The following is a 26,147-nucleotide window of genomic DNA, read 5'->3' as shown; positions in this document are numbered from 1 at the left end:
CCGCCACCTCGCCGGCAGATGCGCACAACACAACTATCAGACACAGACTACCCTGCATTGGTCGCTCGACTTGTATCAGGCGCAGTCAGGCTGCAACAGGCGGAGATCACCTGGCGAAAGAGTAGCTCCGGCACCCCGTCTTGCACAGTTCTAGTGCTGTATCTATCACCGCAAACCCGCAGTGACCTGTCGAGACCGCCAATAGCGATCACAATAAGGCTTATCCAGCCGACTCGCTTATTTCTGCAAGTCATCACATCGCCAATACCTGTAGTCGGGTATGAAAGCGCAATTCACGCTCGCCTATCCATCGGCAACGATCGGCGGCGCCCCTTCGGCTTAAACCCCGAGGCAATACAGACGCCAATAACAGTTTGCTCGCTTGTTCACACTTGGGACTTCCCGGCAGGGCTATATCCGAAAACCGATTGACAACGTTGTCCCACTGCATATACCTTTTGGACAACGTTGTCTTTATTGAGCCAAATGGACAGTGAAGAAATATAACGTGACAAAAAAAAGTTTTATGTGTCAACCCGCTAGCAGCCGGATGGCGCTGGAGCCAGAGGGTGTCAGGTGCGATCAGTCGCAGGGGGAACAGCCCGGTAGATTGACGAAAGACACACAGCCGCCCTCGCAAGCCCCCCCGGCAATGCCGATCCCCGATCGGTGTAAATCTTTTTTACTCCATTTTCGAAAGGTGACAATCAATGAGCGTTTTATGGCGAATCTCCGCAATAGTAGGCGTTTATTTACTCTCGGCCCAGGCACTGGCCGTTAACTGCGCCGGCATACCGGCATGGAACCCGGGCACCGCCTACAGCGGTGGTGCCCAGGTCGCCCACAACTGCAAGACTTATACTGCAGCCTGGTGGACCCAGGGCGACAATCCCGAAACCCGTTCCGGTCAATCCCAGGAGTGGCGTTTGCAGGGAAACTGTGACGGTTGCAGCGGCTCCAGTTCCTCGAGCTCCAGTTCGAGCAGTTCTTCCTCCGGCGGCGGCACCTGCTCGGCCTGGGTCGCGGGCCGCTTTTACAATGCCGGCGATATTGTCAGCTATCAGGGCAATAACTATATTGCGGAGCACGCCAATCCCGGTTACAGCCCGGTTATCAGCACCTGGTTCTGGGAGCCCACTTCGAGCGGATGCGGCGGCTCCAGTTCAAGTTCCAGCTCAAGTTCCTCCAGCTCCAGCAGCTCGTCCTCCAGCGGCGGCGGTGCCTGCCCGGTCTGGGTTGCCGGTCGGCCTTATAATGCCGGGGATATTGTGAGCTATCAGGGCAGTAACTATATTGCGGAGCACGCCAACCCCGGTTACAGCCCGGTTATCAGCACCTGGTTCTGGGACCCGACTTCGGCGGGCTGCGGCGGCTCCAGCTCTAGTTCCAGTTCGTCCAGCTCCAGCAGTTCCTCCTCCAGCGGCGGCTTTGTCGTCAGCGAAGCGCAATTCAACAGCATGTTCCCGTCGCGCAATCCTTTCTATACCTACCAGGGTCTGGTCAATGCGCTGTCAGCCTATCCGGCTTTTGCAAAAACCGGCAGCATCGATACACAAAAGCGCGAGGCAGCGGCGTTTCTCGCCAATGTCGGGCATGAAACAGGCGATCTGGTTTATATCACTGAAATCAATACCGCCAATCACGACAGCTACTGCGACCCCAATTACGCGCGCAGCACCGGCTTTACCGCCAATTGTGACAAAGGCGGTGTGCACTACCAGTACTTTGGTCGCGGTCCGATTCAATTGAGTTGGAACTTTAACTACGGCGCCGCTGGCGCGGCACTGGGTATCGATCTGCTCCACAACCCGAACCTGGTGGCACAGAACCCGGCTATCGCGATGAAAACCGGGATCTGGTATTGGATGACCCAGAGCGGCCCCGGTACCATGACCCCACACGCGGCGATGGTGGGTGGACGCGGCTTTGGCGAGACGATCAGAAGTATCAACGGCGCGCTGGAATGCGGCGGCAGGCAACCGGCCAAGGTGCAGGCGCGGATCAATCGTTATGTCAACTTTGTGCAGATTCTGGGGACTACGGTCGGGCCGGGTAACACCGGTTGTTGATATCCGCTTGATGTTCAATGCGCCGCGACGGGTGTGTCGCGGCGCGGTCTCAATGAGAACAGGAGGTTAGCGATTGCAGGAAAAAACTGTCCCGCAAAGGATCAGCAACTACTTTGACACCAAAGTGCCCGACTTTCTGTCTTCCCTTTCTATCCAAAAAATAAAGGCAAAGACCGCCTCCTCGAAAACTACTGCCTCCACACCATACAGCGACAACTTAGGGTAGTGTCGCAGCCGCCGAAAAAAAGTTGCGCACCTGTGAGCTGTACTGGGCAAACCCGGAAATATCATTGTGCCCCGCATTTTTGATCACCACCGCCTCCACCTGTTGCTCTGGCGTAAAGGCGGCGAGCAGTGCATCTGTGCGGGGGCGGGGAACCACCTGGTCGTTTTCGGCAATCAACACCAGCACCGGCGCATCGATACGCCGGGCGCGTTCATAGGAGCGGTATTTATCCACCAGCAAGAGACCGACGGGGAATATCCGAAAACGCTGCTTCGCCAGGTTTTCAACACTGTCGAAGGGGCTTACCAACAGTACCCGTTCAACATCCCGCTCGGCGGCCACATAGGTCGCCACCCCGCTGCCGAGGCTGCGGCCTATCAACGCCACGCTGGTGTGACGCGGTCTGACCTGGTCGTGAATATACAGCGCGTCGCTGTAAAACCCCGCCTCGCTGGGGCTGCCGTCACTGTTGCCGTAGCCGCGGTAAGGTATCAGGTAAACGCTGTATTCAGGCAAAACCGCCCGAAAAAAATCGATGTTGTATTCAACATTTTCGGCATTGCCGCCGTAATACAACACCGCCCTGTCCCGGCCCGGGTTGAGTACCCAGCCGCGCAACATGATTCCGGCATTGTCGAAACTGATCCCCTCCGCCTGTCGCACCGGCTCGGCGGCCTGCGGAAAGTAAAGCAGCCGCCGCTGGGACAAGCCGAGCAGCAGACACAGCAGCACATAGCCGACGAGGACGGTTATAAAGAAGCCTTTCACGCCGCTTGCCTAGTTGCCGGAGCCACCATCGCCATCCTCAGGCGGCAACTGGGATTTGAGTTCAACGGTATTGCCCTCCGGGTCCCTGATATACAGGGAGGGACCAAAACCCTGCGCGCCGTAACGGCGCTTAAATTCACCGGCCTCTATGCCGTGAGTCTGCAGATATTCGCGCATAGCCTGTTCCGCAACCGGCTTGAGCTGGAGGCAGAAATGGTCGAGGTTGTTGCCATCGGCCGCCGGTGCGGGACCGCCGCGACGGCCTAAATCACTGTCGATCGTAACGATATCGATCAGCGCGTTGCCGGCCCGCAATTGGGTCAGGCCGGTCTCCGGAGCCGTTTCCCGCTCCACCCGGCAACCCAGCACTCCGCAGTAAAACTGCAACATCTGTTCGCGACGACTGGTACGCAAGACGATATGGTCAATGGCGGCTATTTCAAACATGGTTCGGATTGCCTTTTTATGTTGGCCGTGTTGCGGCCGGGTTAGCCTTCTGGGACGGCGAGCCGGTGATCACTGCCAAGAGTGTGCATCGGTTATTGCATCCGCCGGCAGACCCATTTGCGCAACCAGCGCTCGCCTCCCCCGGGGTCCCTACCGGAGGGTCTCCATAGCCCCAGGCGGCAAATATCCGTTGGTGGGCTGCAACTGCACAAACTACCGAAATATGCCGGCTTGATCAACCGGGCATGGCCGCGCGAGGTTAGGGTCAGATTGAAGTTCCCCCGACTGGCATTTAAGTATTGCGGCTGGTACACAGCGCATTTTGATGGCATTCACCGTGTTTGACTCTTTCACGGGAACTATTCGGTAGGCTCGGCCAGCTTATTGTAGGCCGACTCAGCCAGTGTCTTGGTATGCAGCAATAGCTGAGTATCACCGACTTTACCATGACCGGGAATGACAAGCTTGGCATCGGCGTATCTTGACTGCACCTTATCCACTGATTTGGACCAATTGCCGATATGCGCTTCACCGGTATAACCTAACCCCTTGGCCGCCAGGCTTCGAACCAAACAACCTCCAACTAATACTTTTGATTTTGGAAGCCAGACAACGATGTTGTCTATCGTATGGCCACCCCCGGGATAGAAAATTTCTACCAGACCGCCTGCGATAGGGGATTCTATATCTTCGAGGGTATATTTTGCTAACGCTTTGTCTTGCTTGTGTAAAATTGAGTTGGTTAAGGCCGAAGCGTAAGTCGGGATTGCGTTGGCGTTAAGCCATTTTATACCGGCGGTTCTATCTTCGTGTGAATGTGTAGAAATACTTCCAAGTAAATCGTAGTTTTTCTCTGCTATCCATTCCACAAGCTTTTGCGTATCTCGGTCCGACCAGGGTGTATCGACGATAAATGCTTTTCCCTCGTCGACAACGACAACCCCATTTGAGCTGACTAACCCAAAGCCGTCGATGTGACTGAATGATTTATGTAGATATACACCCTTTTGAATTTCTTCGATGATAAGATCGGGTATCCCGTCGCTCGCAAAACTACTCCCAATGAGAAAGAATGAAAATATCACTAAATAGGTTTTCATTTTGATTAATCACAGAACCTTTCAAAATAGAGCAAGCGTTTTTCACTATACTTACCAGTTTTTCACCCCAGCAATAAGCTACATTTTTTGCTTATCGCGGCACCCCACTTATAACTTGCCGAATATACTAAAGACCATCAAGTATAAGCACCTGGACTGCAGTAGTGCAAGTGCCTGTATATACGGCCGACCGCCTTGACTAAATAGGATAATAAGGGACGGGACTTACTGGGCAGAAAGCGACATCAGGCCTGCGGCTTGACATCACAGTCGCTTATTAGGCATTGACCACACTGGACTTTGCAACATGATCATGTAAGCACTTTTTACTCGCTGTAAATATAAACAGATGATTAACCAGCACGAAAAAATCACCTACAACAGGAATAAACCCGACACCAAAACCGAAGGCGTATCTTTTAAATATTAAGTCTTTAATTGGTAGCTTGCACCCATCGTCTCCAACAATCTTAATATTCAAGAACCGTTTTCCCCAAGTTTGAGCCTGCTCCTTTAAAGGCAGCCAATTGATGGCAAAAAAAAGAGCGTAACCCAGTACAATAAGCGTTAAAATCGCCGCCGTAGAAATCTGAGCAGAATCCTCATCATCAAACACGCCACTCAGCCAGATCACCGGCGAGAAAGATACGATAAGAACAATGCTGTCAATCAGAAATGCAAGCAGCCTGCTCCATCTACTAGCCAATGTTTGCTCGTTTTTTTCCAATGTTGGTTCCATAGTAATACTCTCGATAGATATCTGACGCACGCAGCAATGGAAACATTTGGAGTTCAGCCGAAAGTTTATCCTGGTGCCTGTGCTTATTGTGTATTTTGACTTTTTCTTTCATTGTCAGGTTTTTGACAACCAGCGAGAGAGTAGCGGAGATGACTAACAGGACAATACTGGAGAATTGTAAATTAGCATCCAGGGATGGTAAAAGTATGTCAAACGCACGGCCATTGAAAATCATTCAATTCCATCGTGAGGATTTTTCAAGATTTTTCTCAAAATATTTTTATTCAGTTTTTATGAACTAAAATAGTTCCTATGCAAAATGTCTGCGATACTCTATGCGGCTATCACGGACGCGATACCGAAGTGCTTCTACCAGGGTTTTTCGGCACACCAGGACTGGGCATACTTGACCAGTAGCATGTGTAAAAAAAATCAAGGCGGCAGCGGTGCACGCACTCGCGCCTATCAAGCCTTACCAGCGCTGGTCAGCGCAATTAGCTAACACTCAAGCCACTAATTTAAAAGTCGCCGCCTAAAGCTACAGACTTACAATAACCACTAGGCCGGAATAGAAAACAGCCGGTGCCTTACAACAATTTCTGTTTTACTACTTTTTCTCATGTGCACCGTTTCAAACTCAGTGTAATAAGCAACGCGAGACTCAATATCAGTAGAATTGATATTGAGAAGAGCTTTCCGACCGCCCATCGCCGAAACTATCTGCTGAAAAGCAAAAACTTGATCGCCATCCATTACATACCCAAGCATACAACCATAAGGCAGTTTTTCAGAATATTGAGCCGTCACATACCTTACTACGCCCTGCTCTAAATACTTGCCAGCTTGAGAAGCCTTGCGTTTACCAGAACTATCAACGGTATTTAAACGCTTAGCTTCATACGCAATATATTTTTGGTAGCTATTATCGAGAAACAAAACAATATCGATAATTCCCTTCGTCGTAAAATCACCGTCTTTTTCTTCTTCTCTCAGCTTAAATTGAAGATCAAGAAAACCGAGGTTCCATACGTCCCTTTCTTTTCTCAGAATATTCACAAGACGCTCAGTAATTTTATCTTCAACATCTAAAGCAGAAAGCCTTGAAATCACAGCAGGCCAAACCCGCTCCACACACTTGATTAATTCCTTATCAACATCCTTTATACTATTCAGCCATAGAGTAGACTTCCCAATTGTCATATCCGATCCTTACCCTTGCTGACTCAACAAATCAGACGCAATAGCATCCGCATCAGCAAAGGCTGTAGACCTTAGCCAAAACCGTTTCTTCCGCGGTTTAACGATATAAAGAATATCATCAATAAAAATTCGCAAATCTGGAATAAGCTGAAAATTACCCGGTAAGGATTTAGGCAAAGCTCGCCAAATTTTAGACAAAGCGATATCAACATCTTGGCCTTGATTATTTGAAAACCTGGGCATACTCGTATCACTTGTAAGCTGCACAGCTAATACAACCAAATCTTTAGAAACTCCTCCGACCTCAGACACAGCCTTAAGCGGTGCATCGATCCACCTTTCCAGCGATGAAGATAGAGATTCCGAATAATTAGCCCAATCCTTTTCCGTAGTATCCATCCATAAGCTTGGGGTTTTCTTTGAATTTGCTCTCGGCTGCATACTTGAAACAATATGATTAAGCGTATCCTCTATCAGAAAAATGTCCGACGCGCCAAGACCAAAATAGTCGCAAACAATGCGATCTATTTGTGAATATATTTGAGAAGATTCCTCAACAAGTAAATCACCTTTATTCTCAGCAAGCCTGTCTATTAACTCAACGCTGTGCTTGAAAGCTTTCCTAGCTCGACTCGCATCATTCATATCCTCAGGCAATGGAAATGGTATATCGAGCAATTGCTCCTGATGAACTTTATCTCGCTCCATGCCAGTATTAGAACTATGGTGAAATAAAAACCATGCTGTAAACGAACTATTTAAAAGCACAGTCAAAAATTTAGCCCGATCCTCCTCACTTCTATCAAAACTAATAGCTTGAATAGAATCCCTAAAACTTAAGTCCTGATCACAAAAGCTAGCCCGCAAACGCCCTTGTTCACTAGAGACACCTTGAGGTATTAACACATGCGGAGCTTTAAAACCTTGCTCAAACCCCTTTCTATGTACTAAGTTTGTGTTCCAGCCTCCTGTTTCTATTTCAGGCATAACTATTGCTTTAAACATATTCGTTGGCAAATGCGGAATCTTGTCAACTATTTCGGAAATCGATGTTTTATAGTTACTATCATTGAGTTTGTTTTCCTGTGCAGGCTTAAACCCCTGACCAATAATCCACTTTCCATCAGTATCAGCTTCAATTTTTCTTGATTGCTGATAGGTAACAAGCGTTCTTTCAAGCTTTGGCAACCCACTTAAATATTGAAACAATTTTTCATCCGGCGTTTGCATCCACATACGCCGTTTCATAAACAGCTGATCTTTAATCACCAGATCTATCGGCAATTTTGCCTGATCAGCACTACTAAGAGTCATTAACCTATTAGTTTTCAAATTCAAATCGGCTTTTGGAACCCAGTAATCAAAGCTATAGTGCTTGCCTTCTTGTTTGATTGGCTGATAAATAGCGAGCACCGCAGGAGCATCACCTCCCTCAAAAAGCTGAAAACGTGTATCAGCAAAATTAACAATGCGCTTTATTCTGCTTCTAGACATCCACTGCTTACGAGTTTTGATAAACGTCGGGCTATGGTTTGTCAGAAAACTAGTAGCTTTTAGAAGCAAAGCCGCGACACCATCCTTATTAGCATGGGAAAGGGCCTTCCATGCAAAATCCCACGCCATTTCTTTGGCGGGCATCTCATACCCATTTTCTTTGCACCAATGTTCAGCTATTTTTTGATCGCCCCTCCTACTAATCCAGGGTGGATTTCCAACTATCAGATCGTATTTATTGCTGCCTGCATCAACTTCAAAGAAATCTATGGCATTAAGAGTTTCACCACACAGCTTAGGCAGTAGACGCCCCTTCTCCATAAGCGCTAAGAGCTCTGCTGGGCGGGTATTTTCAAGCAAGGCTATGTATAGAGAAAACGCTGCTACACGAACGGCTTCTTTTTTAACATCAAAACCATGGATTCTTTTCAGCATAGCCTTGAGGGCGGGCCATGTTGGTCGCTGGTTGTTGTGCTGAACCTGCCATTCATCAATAGCTTTTTCAAACAATCTGACAAGAAAAATACCCGAACCACAAGAGGGATCTACAAACTTACCTTCTGATCTTTGCTTAGCGGATAATTCAGACCATGCTTGCTCGGCCACAAGGTCTGCCAAGAACATAGGGGTATAGTAAGCACCGGATTCACGCCGGGTTATTGGATCGTAACCAAGAAACCTATCATAAACTGCGCTTATAAGATCAATGGGGATAAATTTAAAATCATAGGGCCAGAACTGAAACTGACCGGAATTCAAATCCACATTTCCTGCGCGGAACTCTGAAAGAACTTCAATGTGCTCTTCTGTTACTTTTTCAACCTGCTCATTTACCTCGAAAGAACACGGAGCTACGAATAGATCACCATTAAAATGCTCTTTCAACAATTTAAAAAGCTTGTTGAATTTAGCAACATGCCTGTCCCCCAAAAGAGAGACTAGAGAATCGATTTTAGAGTTACCCGTTCCCGCATAGAAATACTCGGCATTTATGATCTCTTTATCTTCAAGATAGGCGATAAACATAATCTGCATTAACAACGCTTGTGCAGACTCAAGCTGTAAACCGCTACCGACAAGACGCTTAACAGTTGTTTCGAGATTTGTCAGCAGGATCTGGTCAACTCGATACTTAGTATCAAATTTCTCTGAATGTTCATTTACAAACCTGCCCGACTCCACACCCAACACTAGATCTTTAAGTTCTAGTGCATCACTCAGCAAGTCAAAGACTTTTACTAACCTTTCGGATGACTGTTGATCTGATTTCGGAAGCTGAGATAGGGAGTATGCCCTTAGTGTATCACCAGTAATGACAAGCAGAAGTGTCGCCAAACCTTGATTCCAAAGTGCTTTATGCACTTTGTCGATTTGGTTTTGATCGAGAGAGTCTTGTACGAGAAATGCAACACTGGGCACACCAGAGATGCAGTGTACCGCTGCCAATCCCAACTCATCAAAAGATTTACGAATTAAGGAGCTGTGTCGAACGCCACCTAAATCATCTCCTGACTGGATGAATTCAGGCGATTTACGATCTTCTAACCGTAACGATTTTAACCATGTCGCCGAAATCATATTAATTCACTTTTATTAAACCCAACTGCAACTGGGCTTGCTGCTGGGTCGATATACCCAGAAATTTATACACTTGTGCTTGAGCAGGCTGTAAATCAACCACAATTCCTTGCTGAGAAACCTCTTCAGGAACCAGCCTGATACATTTTCGATTCTCTGCACTTATAAATATAAAGGGTGTTGAACCTGGGTCCTGGGGCTCCCTAACACAGGCATACAGAGATTCGGAGAATCCAGAGATAAAGGGAATTGATACACCCAAAGATTCGTGTAAATACTTTACAACAGCAAAAAAGAGTAGATCACCGGAATCATAGCGATTGGCCGACCTTTCCCTGGTAGCACGGCTAGAATAAGGTGCAAGGGTCTCTGCCCAGGTTCGGATCTGATGACGGCCAATATCTAAAGCTGTACAGATGTCCTTTGTTGTTATCTTAATACCCTGCGACATCCTGGCTGCCTCCCATGCAAAACTGCGCTAAATTTAGCACAGTTTTGTTGCGAACGCCACCTAATATACAGTCACCCCAAAGACAGGGATGTCCCGAGATAGTGACAGGCCATTTTAAATCAATGAGATAGTGATTTTTAGCGCATGATGCCCCCCATATAATCCTGCCACACCTCCCAAGAGGTGAAGCAAAGGTATCTTTAGCTGGTAACTAATCACGGGAACTGAAGTTAGCAGCCATGCTCTGCCGAACCTTAATGAGACTGCGCTATATATTCTGGGGAGATTGACGTCTTGCCGACCCAATGCTTGCAGCTAAGAGCAACTATGGCTTATTAACTCTGGCTCAACGCCAACCTTGAAGAGCGGAGAGCCTCGCCGTAGCAGCATAATCCCTAGTTAAGCTAGGAGACTCAAAGATCATCAAACAAAAGCGGGCAATTTGTTGATTGAGCGTCCAAATACCATGATTTGATAAAGCCCCACCTACTCCCACTCAATCGTCGCCGGCGGTTTGCTCGAAACGTCATAGGTCACCCGCGACACACCGGCAATTTCATTAATAATGCGGCTGGAAACTTTGGCCAGGAGTTCATAGGGCAGGTGGGCCCAGCGGGCGGTCATAAAATCCACCGTCTCCACCGCGCGCAGTGCAATCACCCATTCATAGCGGCGGCCGTCGCCCACCACACCGACCGACTTGACCGGTAGAAATACCGCAAACGCCTGGCTGGTTTTGTGATACCAGCCGGCAGCGTGCAGCTCTTCGATAAAAATAGCGTCGGCCTCACGCAGGATATCCGCGTATTCCTTCCTGACTTCACCGAGAATTCTCACCCCCAGACCCGGCCCGGGAAACGGGTGGCGATACACCATATCGTAGGGCAGCCCCAGCTCCAAACCGATTTGCCGCACCTCGTCCTTGAACAGTTCGCGCAACGGTTCTACCAGCTCAAACTGCATATCCTCAGGCAGGCCGCCCACATTGTGATGGGATTTGATCACATGGGCCTTGCCGGTTTTAGCCGCGGCGGACTCAATTACATCCGGGTAGATGGTGCCCTGCGCCAGCCATCTCACATCGGCAAGCTTGTGCGCCTCCCGATCAAACACCTCGATAAACGTGTTGCCGATAATCTTGCGCTTTTGTTCCGGCTCATCGGCGCCTTCCAGTTTACCCAGAAACAGCGCCTCGGCATCGGCGCGAATTACCTTGACCCCCATGTTCTTGGCAAACATATCCATCACCTGGTCGCCTTCGTTCTTGCGCAACAGGCCGTTGTCCACAAACACACAGGTCAACTGGGTGCCGATGGCCCGGTGCAGCAGCGCCGCCACCACCGAGGAGTCGACCCCGCCGGACAACCCCAGCAACACCTTGTCGCCGCCCACCTGTTCGCGCACTTTGCGCACGGCGTCTTCGACGATATTCGCCGCCGTCCACAACACCTCACAGCCGCAAAGCTCCAGCACAAAGTGCTCGAAAATGCGTTTACCCTGCAGCGTGTGAGTGACCTCCGGGTGAAACTGCACGCCGTAAAAATCTCTTTCCTCACAGTACATACCGGCAATGGGGCAGGAATCGGTGGAGGCCAGCAGTTCGAAGCCGGCGGGCATGCGTTTTACTTTGTCGCCGTGACTCATCCACACATCCAGCAAGGCACCACCATCGTGGTCGACGTGATCCTTGATGTCGTGCAGCAGCGCACTCTTGCCCTGCACTTTCACCTGGGCATATCCAAATTCGTGTAGCGGCGATGTTTCCACCTCGCCGCCCAGTTGCTCGGCCATCGTCTGCATCCCATAGCAGATGCCAAGCACCGGCACGCCGAGCGTAAAAACCACATCGGGGGCCCGCGGCGAGGTGCCGGTGGTCACCGATTCAGGCCCGCCGGCCAGAATAATGCCCCGCGGCTCGAACTCCCGTATCTCCCGCTCGCTCATATCGAAAGCGCGAATTTCCGAATACACACCGACTTCGCGCACCCGGCGGGCAATCAACTGTGTGTACTGGGAACCAAAATCGAGAATTAAAATACGTTGGGCGTGTATATCCTGGGTCATTGCGAATCTCGTAGAAAAACGGGCGGCGGGCGGTTTACTGTTTCCAGCCCGCGGCTTTAGGCCGCGGGCTGTATAGTGTCGACGTCTATCTCCCCCCCACCGGGTAATTGGGCGCTTCCTTGGTAATTTGAACATCGTGAACATGGCTCTCTCCCATGCCCGCGGCAGTCACCCTGACGAACTCGGGCTTGGTGCGCATGGTGGGAATGTCCACGCAACCCGTATACCCCATCGCCGACTGCACGCCGCCCATCATCTGGTGCACAATCGCCGACAGCGGCCCCTTGTAGGGCACCCGACCTTCAATACCTTCCGGCACCAGTTTCTCCGTGCCCTGGCTGGCATCCTGAAAATAACGGTCGGAGGAGCCTTGGGTTCGCGCCATGGCACCGAGAGAACCCATACCGCGATAGGACTTGTAGGTGCGACCCTGAAACAGTTCCACTTCGCCGGGCGCCTCTTCCGTACCGGCAAACATCGAACCCATCATCACGCAGTGGGCACCGGCCACCAGGGCCTTGGCAATATCCCCCGAAAAGCGAATGCCGCCGTCGGAGATAACAGGCACATCGGAACCTTTGAGCGCGGTCACCACATTGGCGACCGCCGACACCTGGGGCATACCCACCCCGCTGACAATCCGGGTGGTGCAGATGGAGCCGGGCCCTATGCCCACTTTTACCCCGTCGGCGCCCGCCTCCACCAGCGCCTTGGCCGCTTCGCCGGTGGCGATATTACCGCCGATCACCTGCATATCCGGGTACTGGTCTTTAATCCGTTTGACCCGGTCGATCACATTGCGGGAGTGCCCGTGGGCGGTATCGACCACCAGCACATCGGCGCCGGCCTCGATCAGCGCGGCGACGCGGTCGTCCGTATCGGGACTGGTGCCGACCGAGGCGCCGACCCGCAGGCGGCCCTCGGGATCTTTACAGGCATTGGGAAAGGTCTCGGCTTTATTGATGTCTTTAACCGTGATCAGGCCGCGCAGCTCGAAGTTGTCGTTGACCACCAGTACTTTCTCGATGCGATGCTTGTGCAGCAGGCCGCGCACGGCATCGGCATCAGTGCCTTCCTTCGCCGTCACCAGCTTTTGTTTGCCGGTCATTATACTGGCCACGGTAGCGTCGAGATTGGTTTCGAAACGCACGTCGCGACCGGTGACTATGCCCACCAGGTCGCCGTTTTCCAACACCGGCACACCGGATATATTGTGCTGTTTGGTGAGCGCCACCAGGTCCCGGATGGTGGCGTTTGACTCAATCGTAATGGGGTTTTTCACTACACCGGCTTCAAACTTCTTCACCGCCCGCACCTCCAGCGCCTGCTGTTCGATGCTCATACTCTTGTGAATAATACCGATGCCACCCTCCTGCGCCAGGGCGATGGCGAGGCGCGATTCGGTAACCGTGTCCATGGCGGCGGACACCAGGGGAATATTGAGATGAATCTTTCGCGTCAACTGCGTCACCAGGGAGACGTCCCTGGCGGTAACGGACGAGTAACCGGGCACCAGCAAGACATCATCAAAGGTAAGGGCTTCCTGAGCGATACGTAACATAGGGGTCCAACCTCAAGCTGTGCAGGGGCATGGCGCGGCGATGGCGCTTAATTAAAAGGCACTTCCTTACCAGCTTGGCCATACCCGCAGGTAAACCCGCAATTATAGGCTTTTGTGCACAACCGGTAAACTGGAATATCCAACTGGGGTTTGTGGCGGCAGTGACTTATAATGCCGCCATGCACACTGCCACCACAACCGCCCAGCGCGATATCCTCAGCGTCAGCCAGCTCAATAAAAAAGTCCGGCAACTGCTCGAGACCCACCTGTCGCTGCTGTGGGTGGAAGGCGAAATTTCCAATCTGACCCGACATTCCTCCGGCCACTGGTATTTCAGCCTTAAAGACAGTGCGGCGCAGATCAGTTGCGCCATGTTCCGCAATCGCAACAGCCAGGTGCGGTTTGTCCCCGAGCGCGGCCAACAGGTCCTGGTGCGGGCCCGGGCCAGCCTGTACGAGCCACGCGGCAATTACCAGCTCATTGTCGAGCATATGGAGGAGGCCGGCCACGGTGCTTTGCAGCGGGCATTCGAAGAGCTCAAGGCGAAGCTGGCCGCCGAGGGCCTGTTTGACCCCGAGCGCAAGCAACCGCTGCCGGGCCTGCCCGAACATATTGCCGTTATCACCTCGCCCACCGGCGCCGCCGTGCGCGATATTCTCACAGTGCTGGCGCGGCGCTTTCCCGCCACCCCGGTGTCGGTGATTCCGGTGACGGTGCAGGGACCCGAGGCGGCGCCGGCCATTATCAATGCCATCGGCCTGGCCCATAAACACCCCGCCATCGACACCATTATTCTCGGCCGCGGCGGCGGCTCGCTGGAAGATTTATGGGCGTTCAATGAAGAAACCGTGGCGCGCGCCATCGCCGCCAGCCGCATCCCGATTGTCAGCGCTGTCGGTCATGAGGTGGATTTTACCATTGCCGATTTTGTCGCCGATGTGCGCGCCCCCACCCCCTCGGCGGCGGCGGAACTGGTGAGTCCCGACGGCGGCGACTGGCTGCAAACCTACCAAGGCTACGAAGTGCTCCTGACCCAGGCCATGCAGCGACAGATCGATACTGCCCGCCGGCATCTCGACCATCTGCGCACGCGCCTGCGCCACCCCGGTGAGCGGCTGCAAAGCCGGGCCCAACACCTCGATCACCTGGAAATGCGCCTGATCAAAAGTATGGGCGCCGTACTACAGCGACAGGCGGCCAACCTGCAACAGCTCGCGTTGCGCCAGCAGCGCCTGCACCCCGAAGGGTTGATCGACAATTATCAGCAGCGCCTGCAACATCTGCGCAGCCGGCTGCAAACCCGTACCCAAACGCTGCTGCAACAGCAGCGGCAGCGCCTGGCCGCGGCTTCGCAGTTACTGCAATCGGTCAGCCCGCTAAATGTGCTGGCCCGCGGCTACGCCATCGTCAGCGACAAGCAAGGCGGCCTGGTGCGCGATGCGGCCAGGATGCAACCGGGAGATGAAGTCACGGCGCGCCTGTCACAAGGGCAATTAGTGTGCGAAGTGAAGGCGACGCGGTAGTTCGTACAATCCACACAGCACCCAAGCTCTGGCCTGCCTGCTCGAACGAAAACAGCGATCCAGAAAAACAGCAGCTCAACTGCAGACTCGCCTTATGAATACAAAACTATCACTACTGCAGATCGGTAAACTAGGCGTCCTGCTCGCCGCCCAACTCACAGTCCTGCTGCTGACCACAGGCTGTTCCGGCGACCCTCCGCCCGCGGCATCGCCCGCCGAGACAGCCGCCGCAACGATTGTCGCCGGCCCACCGCCCTATATCGAACAAGGCGACCTGGACGCAATCCGGCAACACGACCGGCTGCGCCTGCTGGTGCCCCGCTGGGATACGGATCCCGCCCTGCCGCGCCAGGGCCTGCCCACCGAGGCGTACCGGCAGATGACCGAGGAATTCGCCGCTAACCTCCAACTCGAGGTCCAGTGGGTGACCGTCGACAGCCTGGACGCCTTGATTCCGGCGCTCCTGGCAGGCCGGGGTGATATTATCGTCACCAATCTTACCCACACCCCGGCGCGCGCCGAGCGAGTGGATTTTACCCTGCCGATCAACCAGGTGCGGGAACATATCATCAGCGCCGTCGATGCCGCGCCGATCGACCGGATAGAAGCACTCAACAACAAAACAGTGGCAGTGGCCGCCGGCAGTGCCTATGAGGAATCGCTGCAGCAGCTCGCACTCGAAAACCCGACACTCGACCTGCAGATCGTATCCCTTACCGACGCCGCCGACCCCGATGCGCTGCTGGATCGAGTTAACAGCGGCGAATTTGACGCTACCGTACTCGATCACGATATCGCCCTGTCGGTGAGCGCCTACCGCAACGATTTTCGCGTCGGCACCACCATCAGCCCGCCGCGCAATATTGCCTGGGCGGTGCGCCCGAACGCCGGGCAACTGCTGGCGCAACTGAATCTGTTTATCACCGAAATCCTGACTCTGCGAGATCACCAGGCCAGGTTTCGCGACGACCTGCCGGGTATCAAAAAACGCAAAACACTGCGGATGATCACCCGCAATACACCGACCAATTATTTCCTCTGGCGCGGCGAACTGATGGGCTTTGAATACGATCTGGTCAAACGCTTTGCCAAATCACAGCAACTGAAACTGGAGGTGGTGGTAGCGCCGCCGGAAGCCGATATGATCGATTGGCTGAACCAGGGCCGCGGCGACCTGATCGCCGCATCGTTTACGGTCACGCCGGCGCGCAGCCGCCGCGACCTCACCTTCACGCGCCCCTACAACACAGTTGGTGAACAACTGGTGACCGGCAGCGATCGCCCCGCCCTGCAAACACTCGACAATCTTCAGGGCCGGACCCTGGTGGTGAGAAAAAACACCGCCTATTGGCAGACCGCCACCACCTGGCTACAGCAGGGCCACCAGTTTACCCTGCAGGCGGCACCGGCCCACATGAATACCGACGAATTGCTGATCGGTGTCGCCAACGGCAGCTTCGATGCCACACTGGCGGACAGCCACCTGGTGGCTATCGAACACCGCTTCGTGGACGGCCTGCAGCCGGGCTTTGTCGTCCAACCGGAGCGACAGCACGCCTGGGCGGTGCGCAAAGACAATCCGGAGCTCTTGGCAGCGTTGAACAGCTACTTGAAAAAACACCACCGGGGATTGTTCTTCAACGTGACTTACAACAAGTACTTCAAGAACCCAAAACGCATCCAGAAATACCAGGGCCAGCGGCTCAACCGGGACGGGGCGCTATCGCCCTATGATGACGTGGTGCGCGCCGCCGCGCGCGCCTATCAGCTCGACTGGCGCCTGATCGTGGCGCAGATGTATCAGGAAAGTCGTTTCGACCCCGATGCCGAATCTTTCGCCGGCGCCCAAGGTTTGTTGCAGGTCATGCCCCGCACCGCCAGGCAAATGGGCTACGAGGTACCGTTTTCCGTGCACAGCGGCATCCATGCCGGCGTGCAATACCTGAACTGGGTCAGGGACAGGTTCGAGGCGCACCTGCCGCTGGAAGAGAGACTCTGGTTCACACTGGCGGCCTACAACGCCGGTTACGGCCACGTATACGACGCCAGGCGTCTGGCGCGCCAAAAAGGGCTCGACCCGGATCGTTGGTTCGACAATGTGGAAACCACGATGTTGTTATTGAGCAAACAGGAATACGCCAGTAAAGCACGCTTTGGTTACGTGCGCGGGCGCGAACCGGTTAACTATGTGCGCGGTATCCGGGAGCGTTACCGGGCTTATCTATCGCTTTAAAAACGGTGCCCGGCACTCAATCACGGCTATGACCAGACAACCGGCATCGTCACTATGATCACGCAATTACCGCAATTAATTTGCCCTGTAAAACTGCTGGCACCTGCAGTGTGTCTTCTGTTTCTGACCGGCTGCGCAGCGGATTTCACCTGCTCCACCCCCGCCAACCCGTTGCCCGGGGCCAACGCCGGCTGCCTTGTCATTCACGACAAGAAACTGCTCGTTATTCAGCAGCGTTCCGGACGCTGGAGTCTGCCCGGCGGCAGCTCGGGCCGGGGCGAAGCGGCACAGTGCACCGCGCAGCGGGAAACCTGGGAAGAGACCGGCCTCGCAGTCGAAGTCGGCAACCTGGTGCGGGTATTCAACAACGGTTTTCACCTGTTCCGTTGCAGCGCCGCCGGCCCTCACGCCACCCCTCACGCCACCCCCAACCCAAGCGACCGCGGCGAAGTCAAAGCAGTGCGCTGGCTGCCCGCCGATCAGTTTCAGCAACTCTCCTGGCGCTTTCCCGAACAGGCCGCCTACCTGCAACAACTATTGACCCAGGAACCTTGATCGGGTCCCTTATCGGCCATCGGGTGGGTCTGTATTGTTTGACATTGTTAATAAACAGGATACTGTTTCATAATCACCAGGTGCTGTTGCATAACTGCCCGGCTTGGCCAGGTCAATAACAAATAACGCCGCAGGAGCCGGGCCGGCGTAAAACAGCTTCCAAGCCCAGTGCACAGACAATAACAAACCAGGGGAGCCCGGTATGAGATCGAGATGGCACGCCTTGGCCCTGTTACTCGCCGGCGCCGTCACCCTCAGCAACTGCTCGGTCTGGTCCGGCGACGACTACGCAGACGCCCGCCCGGCCGAGGGCCTGCCCTGGTGGGAAGTTTCCCAGGGCTGGAGTGACACCCAGCGCAAACAATTCTGGTTTATGGACCAGGGCTCGCGGCTGCTCCCCTACGACTGGTTTCTGCACCTGGAGTTGGAGGACAGCACACAGTTGCTGCGCGCCGACGCCAATATCGAGCGCCTTGGCTATATTCCCGCCCCGGCCGATCCCACCTGGAACCCGGACGGCCTGCCGATCGGACTGGCCAAGGGTGGCGCCGACACCGAGGGCACCGTCTGGCTCGGCCCCACCTGTGCCCTGTGCCACGTCAATAGGATCGCGCTCGATGGCAAACCCACGCTTATCGACGGCGCACCCACCCTGGGCGACTTCGAAACGTTCAACCAGCAGATTATCGACGCCCTGTTGATGACCTGGACGACAGCGGAGAAATTCGACCGCTTCGCCGGCAAGGTGCTCGGCGACAACGCCAGCTCAGCCGCCAGGGCCGAGTTGATGGGCAAGATGCAGTTACAGACCCAGGTGCTGGCAATCAAACAAGAGCAAAACCGGGGGCCCTATCCCTACGGCCACGGCCGCGTCGACGCTATCGGGGCGATCTTCAACCAGGTGACGGCGCAGATACTGAAGGCGCCGGATAACTGGCGCCCGGCCGATGCACCGGTAAGCTATCCCTTCCTGTGGGGGGCCTCGCAGTCGTCTGTAGTGCAGTGGACCGGCCTGGCCCCCAACGACAGGGCCGGTTTCGGGCCACTGATGCGCAATGTCGGTGAGGTGATCGGCGTCTTTGGCGTGGTGGAGGTGGTCAACCGCAGCGGCGACGCCTACCTCAGGGCCGAGGATACCCTGGAAGACCACCTGCGCAACGCCTCCAGGTTCGGCTACCGGTCCTCGGTCAATATGGAAAACTTAGGGCGTCTCGAAAAGCTGGTACGGCGCCTGCGCGCACCGCGCTGGCCGGCCAACCTGCTGCCGGCGCCGGACCCGGCCAAAGCGGCCCGCGGCGAGGCCATCTATCGCGCCCGCTGCATTGCCTGTCATGCCCTGGTGGCGCGCCGGGACCAGTACAAAAGCTATGAACCGGTCATGATAGAGGTGGCCAAAGTGGGCACAGATCCGAAAGTGGCCGACAATTTTCTCCTGGCCACCAATACCCGCACCGGCCAGCCCTGGGCCAGCGGCAAACTGGAGGGTACCCATGCCTATGTGATTGGCGGTGACCGCTACGGCCCCGAGCTACCCACCCGGGCCGGCAGTCAGCCCATCAGCCCCAGGGGCAGCGCCCTGGTCACCGTCGGCACCGGCGTCCTGCTGGGCCATCCCCCCGCCGCAGTCAAAGCCGCATTTCAGAGTTACAGTCGCGCCCGGGCTGAAAAAACCTTTAACCCGCGCTCCTACAAGGCGCGGCCCCTGAACGGCATCTGGGCAACCGCACCTTACCTGCACAACGGCTCGGTGCCCAACCTGTTCGAACTGCTGCTGGCGCCGGAACATCGCGCCACCCGCTTTTACGTGGGCAGCCGCGAGTTCGACCCGATCAAGGTCGGCTATCGCTCCGATGCCGGCACCGGGGGCTTCGAATTTGACACCCGGCTGGCGGGCAATCACAACGGCGGACACCCCTACGGCAGCGGCCTGACCGACGCCGAAAAGTTCGACTTGGTGGAGTTTCTGAAAACCCTCTGAGCCGGCCTCAGGTACTGCGAGTCGCGGCAGCGGCTAGATAATTTCGCGCCAGGGATCGCCGGGCTCGTAACCCGATATCCGCAACCAGCGGTAGTCCCGCAACACGGTATTGGGCACGACCGTCTTTTGCAGGTTGTCCAGAATCCAGCCGTCGACCTCCACCACCAGGTGCCCGCGGCGCGCGATTTCGCAATACACCAGCCGACTGCGCAGGCCCGCCCGCCGCAGCAGTGTGCGGCAGGCCAGACAGAAACCGTCGCAGTCATCGCGCAGCACCGCGCTGCCATCGTAGCCGCGCGGCGGCATATCCCAGCGCTCGGCACGGTCGGAGCGAAAAATAAAGTGTCGCATAACCTGCCGGTGAACCCCCAGCAATACCCTCCGCAATTCTTCACTTTGCATCAGCAATCCCCTCCCGGATCAACCTCGCGCAGGTCAGTGCAACCCTTGGGCGGCGGCACCTGGCGACCGGTCTGAAACGGCGCCGGTGACAGGCGTTGGCAACCGCTGAACAAGCCCGGCAACCAGGCCGTCGCAGCAACCGAAACCGTGTACGCGAGAAATCGACGACGTGAAATAGCTTTCATCACTACTACCTCCATTAGCGCCAGGGTTGGAGTCAGTTTAGGCAGTGGTGCGTAGAGACAGAAGTGGCGGATATGACATTTTTCGTGCTATTTGAGACAAAAAGACATAGACTCGGCAGACAGTTCACTATGACTACCAACACAGAGAGTCCGGATGTGATCACCGCTACCCTCCTGCTGGCCCCAAAAGTCATGGCAGCCAGCGTCATGGGCTTTGCCGATATGATCTATGTGGCCAACCGGGTCGCCCTGAGCCAGGGGCAGCCGGAGCCCTTCAAGCTGCGCATGCTGTCTCTCGACGGGCAGCCGGTCATCTGCTCCACCGGCTATCCGCTGGCCGTGGATGGCGACCTGGCAAGCGCCGAATCCAACGGCGTGCTTATTGTCCCGGGGTTGATGCTGGCTGACGGTAGACACCTGGACCGGGCCCTGTCCCACTACCGACCGCAGATAGACTGGCTCAAACACAACCATCAACGTTTTGATCGGGTAGTGACCAACTGCAGCGCCACCTTCCTGCTGGCGGAAGCAGGACTGTTAGATGGCAAATCCGCCACCACCTCCTGGTGGCTGACCAAAGCCTTTGCCCGCCGCTATCCGCAGGTGGATTTGGATGCGGATGCCATCTGTCGTTGCAGTGACCACTTTATCCTCGGGGGCGGCTCCGGTTGCTTCACCGACCTGATGCTGGTCATTATCGAGCGCTACGGCGGTCAGCCGCTGGCACGCACGGTAGCGAAGTATATGCTGGTGGATAACCAGCGCCGCAGCCAGGCGCCCTACGCTATCCTGCCCGATACCAACCACGATGACGTCGTGGTCGCCAGAGCCCAGGCCTGGATTCACCGCCATCTGCAGCAGGATTTCAAGGTCGAGGATGTCGCCCGTCATGTAGCAGTGAGTTCACGTACCCTGATTCGACGGTTTCAAAACACCCTGGCGGAAAGTCCCCAGACCTACACCCAGCGGGCGCGTATCGAGCACAGCAAGCTGCTGTTGGAGACCACCCAATTGCGTTTCAGTGAAATCGTCGAACGCTGCGGCTACAGCGACGAAAGTGCGTTTCGACGCCTGTTCAAAAAACTCTGCAAGGTCTCACCCAGCGAATACCGGCGCAAGTTCCATATCGCCCACCAGGTGCCGGCGGTGGCCGAATAGCGCAAACGTATTGCAGCCGCACACCATCCAAAGTAGACTGCCTGCTGACTCTTGTCGGGGCGCCCGGCGCAGTTTGCGCGCGGGGCTGAGATCGGACAACCGAACCCGTGGAACCTGATCAGGTTAAATCCTGCGTAGGAAACAAGACGGCGACCCCGGGCTCCATGCCCATTATTTATGGTCCAGACCCGCTTGTATCCCACTCGCCCTGATCCCCCGCCACCGGCAGACAGTCCGTTAAATCGTCACCATCCACTCGCTCTCTGATATTGCGGGCCACTGAATGACAGAGCAGACTCAACGAATTGCCATCGCCGGTGCCGGCCTGCTCGGACGCCTGCTGGCCTGGCGGCTGTTGCGCCGGGGACACGCCGTCACCCTGTTCGAAGCCGGGGCGCTGGCACAACCGGCGGCCGCCGCCCATACCGCCGCCGGTATGATCGCACCGCTCAGCGAGGCGGTGGAAGGCGGCGCCAGCGTCTACGAGATGGGCATGGCAGCACTGGCCCTCTGGCCCGACTGGCTGCGCGAACTGCACGAGCAAAGCGGCGAGGCCGTGGCCTGCCAGCACAATGGCAGCCTGATCGTCGCCCATCCCCAGGACAGCGCCGAGCTGCTGCAGTTTCACAGCGACCTGCGCCACACACTGGCCGACCGCGGTCGCTTTCATTGGCTCGACGGCGCCGGCATCGAGGCGCACGAACCCGACCTCAGCGGCCAGTTTCAACAGGGGCTGCTGCTGGAGGACGAAGCCCATATCGATAACCGGCATTTATTGCGGGCCCTGCTGCAGGTCATCCGCACGCAGCGGGCGGACTGTCGGGAAAACTGTGCTGTCGAACTGCAGCCCGGCGCCGTATCCATAAACAGCGGACAACGCGAGGAGTTCGATCTGGTGGTCGATTGCCGCGGCGTCGGCGCTAAACGCCAGTGGCCCGGATTGCGCGGTGTGCGCGGCGAAGTGCTGGCAGTGCAAACCCCCGAAGTGACTCTGCAGCGCCCGGTTCGGCTTATGCACCCGCGTTACCAGCTCTACGTTGTACCGAAAGCCAACCACTGTTTCGTCATCGGCGCCACGCAAATTGAAAGCGAGGACCGCGGTCCCGTGACCCTGAGGTCCAACCTGGAATTGGGCAGTGCCCTCTATACGCTCAATCCGGCCTTCGCCGAAGCCCGGGTGGTGGAGCTGAAGGCTAACCTGCGCCCGGCACTGCTGGACAATCTGCCCCGTGTTCAACACCGGCAAGGCCTGATCAGCGCCAACGGCCTCTACCGGCACGGGTACCTGCTGGCACCGGTGGTCATCGGTCATATTCTGGCATTGATCGAAGGCGGAGCCCTGCCGTTTGCCGATGCTCTCGGTATGGAACAGGTTGCCTGACAGATCATCCGGCGGGTTGGCATACCTTGCAACACTATTTGTAATACTGCGACGAGAAGACATAGTGAAGGTCAGCTTAAACAACGAGCCGGTAGAAGTTGCCGGCGCTACGACACTCAGCGCCGCCATCGAGCTGTGGCAATTTGGCGGTCAAACTATTGCAGTCGCTATCAACGGCGAGTTTGTATCCCGTTCAAATTACGCGACGCGAATCCTGGAAGCGGGTGATCGAATCGATATCGTTAAACCTGTGGGAGGTGGCTGATGGATGACGCACTAACACTTTACGACGAAACATTCTCCAGCCGATTTCTACTCGGCACAGCGCTCTACCCGTCGCCGCAAATTATGCGCGAGGCAATCACCGCCTCGGGCTGTGAAATTGTAACCCTGGGACTGCGCCGGCAAAATCCTGCCGATCGCGACGGCGACAGCCTGTGGGACTGCATTCGGCAAAGCGGGCGCAAACTGTTGCCAAATACCGCCGGCTGCAAATCCGCCAAAGAGGCGGTGACGCTGGCGGAAATGTCGCGGGAAATTTTTGCCACTCCCTGGATTAAACTGGAAGTGATCGGCGACGACTATAACTTGCAACCGGACCCTTTCGGTCTGGTCGATGCCGCCGAACAACTCGTGCGGCGGGGATTTAAAGTGCTGCCCTACTGCACCGACGATCTGATTCTCTGCCAGCGCCTGCTCGATGTGGGCTGTCGGGTACTGATGCCCTGGGGGGCGCCGATCGGCACCGGTCAAGGGCTGTTGAATCGCTATCACTTGCGCACACTGCGCGAACGCCTGCCCGATACCGTGTTGATTATCGATGCCGGTCTCGGCGCACCTTCGCAGGCCGCAGAAGCCATGGAAATGGGCTTCGATGCGGTGCTGTTAAACACCGCCGTCGCCCGGGCGCGGGACCCGGCCGCCATGGCCGCCGCTTTTGCCGCCGCCATCGGGGCGGGGCGCCAGGCATCGCGGGCCGGGTTGATGCATAAACGACAGACCGCGACTCCCAGCACACCGACACTGGGGCAGCCGTTCTGGCATCAACAGGGTGAATGACAACACTAATATGCCGCTCAGTTGCCATTTCTGTCACTGAGTTCACCTTTTTTTTCGTCTGACTTATCTAGAATGGGCGTTCGTTGCCAATACCCAACAGGGAGACAAGCACCATGACAATAAATAATTCACTGATGTCTGGCATAAGTTTTCTGCTGCTTATCGCTGCCGTTGCAGCGACGGCGCAAACCAACACCGGCGAGCAGGCGGTGGAACAAGCCACGCAGCTGGAGTCGGAGGCAGCAACGCCAACCGCAGCCGAAGCCGACGCAACACCAGTGACGCAAGAGGAAAGCGCCGCCGCTGAAGTAACCGGCGACACGGACCCGCGCACGATCAGCTACACCTGTGTGCTGCAAGATTTACAGCGACGCGTGGAGGTAGACTACCTGGACCCGGTGACCAATACTCCCTGCGAAGTGAGTTACTACAAAGATGTGGAAACGCCCGGTGTCAAACAAACACTGTGGAGTGCGAGCAGTGCCGAGGGCTATTGCGAACAACAGGCCGCCACTTTTGTAGAAAAACTCCAGGGCTGGGGTTGGAGCTGTAACAGCCAGTAACGCTCCTGTCGGGTGACAACCCGCGCCGTCGGTTGTCGCCCCACTGTTTCCATTTTACTGTACCGGCAGTACACACTTTTCTGGCGGCGTATTCTCCTGCATGACAGTTTACAACTTTTTACTGGTTCCACTTCCGCGCACACCGCTATTATGTGCGCTAGTGGTATCGATCTAATTACGCCCTATGCGATCCGCTGGCTAAATCTGTGCCAAGCTCTCGGAACAGCTCAAACTATCTCAGAATGTGGCACAGTGTAATCACTTCGAGATACAGACTATGAACGCTCCTGCCAATCAGATTCCGTTGCAGTCGGCCACCGTCGGTTCCGATGACGAAATAGACTTGTTCGAATTGATCGCCGTCGTTTGGAACGGCCGCCGGGTGTTGCTGGGTCTGATGGTCACCGCCGTGACGCTGGCGGCGATCTATGTCGGCCTGACACCTAAACTGTACAACGCCAGTGCCGATATTTATCCGGTCAATACCATTCAACTGGCGCTGATCTCTCCCGGTTTCAGCGCGGATGCAGAAAACCGCGCTACCGGTGAACTCAGTCCCGAACTGTTGTTCAACACCGCGTTAATGAAACTGCACAGTGAAAATATGGCGGAGCAGTTTCTCTCCACCACGGGTGCACAAGTCAATCCGCAAGGCGCAAACCCACAAACGGCCAAGCAATTTCTCGACGCTTTGAGTGTTAGCAAAGAGAAAAGCGGTACCCGGGCCGCCATCAACCTGCACGGCACACAACCGCAGGAAACCGCAACGCAACTCAAAGCATACCTGAACTTTGTCAGCCAGGCAGTCATCGTGTCGGTCTCCCGGGACCTGTTGGCCGCCCTCGACGCCAGCATCCAGTATATCGACCGATCGATGGAACAGGCCCGGCAACAGGCTGAAAACAAACGGCTTGATAAGGCCGCAGTTCTGGCCGAAGCCGCAGATATCGCCGCGGCACTCAGCATCCAGGAACCGAGGATCGACCATCTGGCCCACACGGAAGTAACGCCGTTCAATGACAAACTCTACCTGTTGGGCACCAGGGCGCTACAGGCGGAACTTGCAGCACTGCAAAGCCGCAAACAAAAAGATGCATTCATCCCCGAGCTGCGACAACTGGAAGCAGCCAAAAGCGCGCTGCTGATGGATGCCGAGAAAGTACGCCAGCATCAAACCAGTATCGACGCATTTACCCTGCCGGCTTCAATTCTTGCCCCGACACAACCCGCCGCGCCCAAAACCGCGTTGATACTCATCGCCGCGGTGGTCATCGGTCTGATCGCAGGCCTGGTAACCGTTTTTGTGAGACAGGGGATACGCGCTTACAAAATTCGCACGCAATCGGCCTATATGGCGGGATACAAAAAAGAAATTCTAAGGCGCGAGGGCCACTACGCCGTGCTGTGAGCCCG

General features: G+C 55.3%; 22 protein-coding genes and 1 riboswitch. Of the genes, 11 read left to right on the top strand and 11 right to left on the bottom strand.

The genetic code is table 11. The features are described 5' to 3' along the window. Window positions 1–710: 710 nt before the first annotated feature. On the top strand, window positions 711–2,069 hold the full coding sequence (locus FKG94_RS02580) for a glycoside hydrolase family 19 protein (RefSeq protein WP_142902598.1): 1,359 nt from the start codon (window positions 711–713) through the stop codon (window positions 2,067–2,069). A 217-nt stretch (window positions 2,070–2,286) separates the two neighbouring features. Here FKG94_RS02580 and FKG94_RS02575 read toward each other — a convergent pair whose 3' ends face one another. The 9 genes from FKG94_RS02575 to guaB all read right to left on the bottom strand — a co-directional run bounded on the left by FKG94_RS02575 (window position 2,287) and on the right by guaB (window position 13,697). Next, complete coding sequence (locus FKG94_RS02575; RefSeq protein WP_142902597.1) at window positions 2,287–3,063, bottom strand: alpha/beta hydrolase; 777 nt, start codon at window positions 3,061–3,063, stop codon at window positions 2,287–2,289. A 9-nt stretch (window positions 3,064–3,072) separates the two neighbouring features. Then, window positions 3,073–3,510, bottom strand: a complete 438-nt coding sequence (locus FKG94_RS02570; RefSeq protein ID WP_142902596.1) for a VOC family protein — start codon at window positions 3,508–3,510, stop codon at window positions 3,073–3,075. A 359-nt stretch (window positions 3,511–3,869) separates the two neighbouring features. Then, window positions 3,870–4,610 (bottom strand): DIM/SIM/IMP family subclass B1 metallo-beta-lactamase, encoded by a 741-nt coding sequence (gene blaDIM / locus FKG94_RS02565; RefSeq protein ID WP_142902595.1) that lies wholly within the window; start codon window positions 4,608–4,610, stop codon window positions 3,870–3,872. 277 nt (window positions 4,611–4,887) lie between these two features. After that, complete coding sequence (locus FKG94_RS02560) at window positions 4,888–5,349, bottom strand: RDD family protein (RefSeq protein ID WP_142902594.1); 462 nt, start codon at window positions 5,347–5,349, stop codon at window positions 4,888–4,890. 558 nt (window positions 5,350–5,907) lie between these two features. After that, on the bottom strand, window positions 5,908–6,549 hold the full coding sequence (locus FKG94_RS02555; RefSeq protein ID WP_142902593.1) for a hypothetical protein: 642 nt from the start codon (window positions 6,547–6,549) through the stop codon (window positions 5,908–5,910). Window positions 6,550–6,558: 9 nt separating this feature from the next. Continuing rightward, window positions 6,559–9,621: an HsdM family class I SAM-dependent methyltransferase gene (locus tag FKG94_RS02550; RefSeq protein ID WP_142902592.1), complete on the bottom strand. Its 3,063-nt coding sequence runs from the start codon at window positions 9,619–9,621 to the stop codon at window positions 6,559–6,561. Window position 9,622: 1 nt separating this feature from the next. Continuing rightward, a complete protein-coding gene (locus FKG94_RS02545; RefSeq protein ID WP_142902591.1) occupies window positions 9,623–10,072 on the bottom strand; it encodes a hypothetical protein in 450 nt (149 codons plus the stop codon). A 486-nt stretch (window positions 10,073–10,558) separates the two neighbouring features. Continuing rightward, a complete protein-coding gene (guaA, locus tag FKG94_RS02540) occupies window positions 10,559–12,136 on the bottom strand; it encodes a glutamine-hydrolyzing GMP synthase (protein WP_142902590.1) in 1,578 nt (525 codons plus the stop codon). A gap of 85 nt (window positions 12,137–12,221) precedes the next feature. Beyond that, window positions 12,222–13,697 (bottom strand): IMP dehydrogenase, encoded by a 1,476-nt coding sequence (gene guaB / locus FKG94_RS02535; RefSeq protein WP_142902589.1) that lies wholly within the window; start codon window positions 13,695–13,697, stop codon window positions 12,222–12,224. Window positions 13,698–13,876: 179 nt separating this feature from the next. Here guaB and xseA point away from each other — a divergent pair, with 179 nt between their 5' ends. The 4 genes from xseA (at window position 13,877) to FKG94_RS02515 (ending at window position 19,986) form a co-directional block, all read left to right on the top strand. Next, the gene (gene xseA, locus FKG94_RS02530; protein ID WP_142902651.1) at window positions 13,877–15,220 is read left to right on the top strand and encodes an exodeoxyribonuclease VII large subunit; all 1,344 of its coding nucleotides are present in this window, start codon (window positions 13,877–13,879) and stop codon (window positions 15,218–15,220) included. A 94-nt stretch (window positions 15,221–15,314) separates the two neighbouring features. Next, window positions 15,315–17,453 carry an MltF family protein gene (locus FKG94_RS02525; protein WP_142902588.1) on the top strand — a complete coding sequence of 713 codons (2,139 nt, stop codon included), beginning with the start codon at window positions 15,315–15,317 and terminating at the stop codon, window positions 17,451–17,453. A gap of 54 nt (window positions 17,454–17,507) precedes the next feature. Further along, window positions 17,508–18,008, top strand: a complete 501-nt coding sequence (locus FKG94_RS02520) for an NUDIX hydrolase (protein WP_142902587.1) — start codon at window positions 17,508–17,510, stop codon at window positions 18,006–18,008. A 202-nt stretch (window positions 18,009–18,210) separates the two neighbouring features. Next, window positions 18,211–19,986 carry a di-heme-cytochrome C peroxidase gene (locus tag FKG94_RS02515; RefSeq protein WP_142902586.1) on the top strand — a complete coding sequence of 592 codons (1,776 nt, stop codon included), beginning with the start codon at window positions 18,211–18,213 and terminating at the stop codon, window positions 19,984–19,986. Between the two features lie 33 nt (window positions 19,987–20,019). Here the strand turns inward: FKG94_RS02515 and FKG94_RS02510 are convergent, their stop codons facing one another. Both FKG94_RS02510 and FKG94_RS02505 read right to left on the bottom strand, forming a co-directional pair. Then, window positions 20,020–20,388, bottom strand: coding sequence for a transglutaminase-like cysteine peptidase (locus tag FKG94_RS02510; RefSeq protein WP_142902585.1), 369 nt, complete (start codon window positions 20,386–20,388; stop codon window positions 20,020–20,022). After that, window positions 20,388–20,573, bottom strand: coding sequence for a hypothetical protein (locus tag FKG94_RS02505; protein ID WP_142902584.1), 186 nt, complete (start codon window positions 20,571–20,573; stop codon window positions 20,388–20,390). The genes FKG94_RS02510 and FKG94_RS02505 overlap by 1 nt, the downstream gene beginning before the upstream one ends. A gap of 129 nt (window positions 20,574–20,702) precedes the next feature. Here FKG94_RS02505 and FKG94_RS02500 point away from each other — a divergent pair, with 129 nt between their 5' ends. From FKG94_RS02500 to FKG94_RS02475, 6 genes are all read left to right on the top strand, one after another. Then, window positions 20,703–21,731: a GlxA family transcriptional regulator gene (locus FKG94_RS02500; RefSeq protein WP_179957454.1), complete on the top strand. Its 1,029-nt coding sequence runs from the start codon at window positions 20,703–20,705 to the stop codon at window positions 21,729–21,731. Between the two features lie 45 nt (window positions 21,732–21,776). Then, window positions 21,777–21,889, top strand: a riboswitch (TPP riboswitch). 125 nt (window positions 21,890–22,014) lie between these two features. Beyond that, on the top strand, window positions 22,015–23,112 hold the full coding sequence (thiO, locus tag FKG94_RS02495; protein ID WP_142902582.1) for a glycine oxidase ThiO: 1,098 nt from the start codon (window positions 22,015–22,017) through the stop codon (window positions 23,110–23,112). Between the two features lie 64 nt (window positions 23,113–23,176). Next, complete coding sequence (thiS, locus tag FKG94_RS02490) at window positions 23,177–23,377, top strand: sulfur carrier protein ThiS (RefSeq protein ID WP_246124885.1); 201 nt, start codon at window positions 23,177–23,179, stop codon at window positions 23,375–23,377. Beyond that, a complete protein-coding gene (locus FKG94_RS02485) occupies window positions 23,377–24,171 on the top strand; it encodes a thiazole synthase (protein WP_142902581.1) in 795 nt (264 codons plus the stop codon). The genes thiS and FKG94_RS02485 overlap by 1 nt, the downstream gene beginning before the upstream one ends. A 113-nt stretch (window positions 24,172–24,284) precedes the next feature. Beyond that, a complete protein-coding gene (locus FKG94_RS02480) occupies window positions 24,285–24,734 on the top strand; it encodes a hypothetical protein (protein WP_142902580.1) in 450 nt (149 codons plus the stop codon). 277 nt (window positions 24,735–25,011) lie between these two features. After that, window positions 25,012–26,142, top strand: coding sequence for a Wzz/FepE/Etk N-terminal domain-containing protein (locus tag FKG94_RS02475; RefSeq protein ID WP_142902579.1), 1,131 nt, complete (start codon window positions 25,012–25,014; stop codon window positions 26,140–26,142). Window positions 26,143–26,147 lie beyond the last annotated feature (5 nt).

The organism is Exilibacterium tricleocarpae, assembly GCF_007004655.1.
Classification (GTDB): Bacteria; Pseudomonadota; Gammaproteobacteria; order Pseudomonadales; family Cellvibrionaceae; genus Exilibacterium; species Exilibacterium tricleocarpae.
The sequence above is the reverse complement of the archived record's forward strand: the minus strand, read 5'-3'. Positions and strand labels throughout refer to the sequence as shown.

Coding starts and splice junctions, on each gene's coding strand:
- FKG94_RS02580 (WP_142902598.1), top strand. CDS start 711: ATGAGCGTTTTATGGCGAATCTCCGCAATAGTAGGCGTTTATTTACTC.
- xseA (WP_142902651.1), top strand. CDS start 13,877: ATGCACACTGCCACCACAACCGCCCAGCGCGATATCCTCAGCGTCAGC.
- guaA (WP_142902590.1), bottom strand. CDS start 12,136: ATGACCCAGGATATACACGCCCAACGTATTTTAATTCTCGATTTTGGT.
- FKG94_RS02515 (WP_142902586.1), top strand. CDS start 18,211: ATGAGATCGAGATGGCACGCCTTGGCCCTGTTACTCGCCGGCGCCGTC.
- FKG94_RS02545 (WP_142902591.1), bottom strand. CDS start 10,072: ATGTCGCAGGGTATTAAGATAACAACAAAGGACATCTGTACAGCTTTA.
- FKG94_RS02525 (WP_142902588.1), top strand. CDS start 15,315: ATGAATACAAAACTATCACTACTGCAGATCGGTAAACTAGGCGTCCTG.
- FKG94_RS02500 (WP_179957454.1), top strand. CDS start 20,703: ATGACTACCAACACAGAGAGTCCGGATGTGATCACCGCTACCCTCCTG.
- thiO (WP_142902582.1), top strand. CDS start 22,015: ATGACAGAGCAGACTCAACGAATTGCCATCGCCGGTGCCGGCCTGCTC.
- FKG94_RS02485 (WP_142902581.1), top strand. CDS start 23,377: ATGGATGACGCACTAACACTTTACGACGAAACATTCTCCAGCCGATTT.
- FKG94_RS02560 (WP_142902594.1), bottom strand. CDS start 5,349: ATGGAACCAACATTGGAAAAAAACGAGCAAACATTGGCTAGTAGATGG.
- FKG94_RS02510 (WP_142902585.1), bottom strand. CDS start 20,388: ATGCAAAGTGAAGAATTGCGGAGGGTATTGCTGGGGGTTCACCGGCAG.
- FKG94_RS02550 (WP_142902592.1), bottom strand. CDS start 9,621: ATGATTTCGGCGACATGGTTAAAATCGTTACGGTTAGAAGATCGTAAA.
- FKG94_RS02505 (WP_142902584.1), bottom strand. CDS start 20,573: ATGAAAGCTATTTCACGTCGTCGATTTCTCGCGTACACGGTTTCGGTT.
- guaB (WP_142902589.1), bottom strand. CDS start 13,697: ATGTTACGTATCGCTCAGGAAGCCCTTACCTTTGATGATGTCTTGCTG.
- FKG94_RS02555 (WP_142902593.1), bottom strand. CDS start 6,549: ATGACAATTGGGAAGTCTACTCTATGGCTGAATAGTATAAAGGATGTT.
- FKG94_RS02475 (WP_142902579.1), top strand. CDS start 25,012: ATGAACGCTCCTGCCAATCAGATTCCGTTGCAGTCGGCCACCGTCGGT.
- FKG94_RS02570 (WP_142902596.1), bottom strand. CDS start 3,510: ATGTTTGAAATAGCCGCCATTGACCATATCGTCTTGCGTACCAGTCGT.
- blaDIM (WP_142902595.1), bottom strand. CDS start 4,610: ATGAAAACCTATTTAGTGATATTTTCATTCTTTCTCATTGGGAGTAGT.
- FKG94_RS02520 (WP_142902587.1), top strand. CDS start 17,508: ATGATCACGCAATTACCGCAATTAATTTGCCCTGTAAAACTGCTGGCA.
- FKG94_RS02480 (WP_142902580.1), top strand. CDS start 24,285: ATGACAATAAATAATTCACTGATGTCTGGCATAAGTTTTCTGCTGCTT.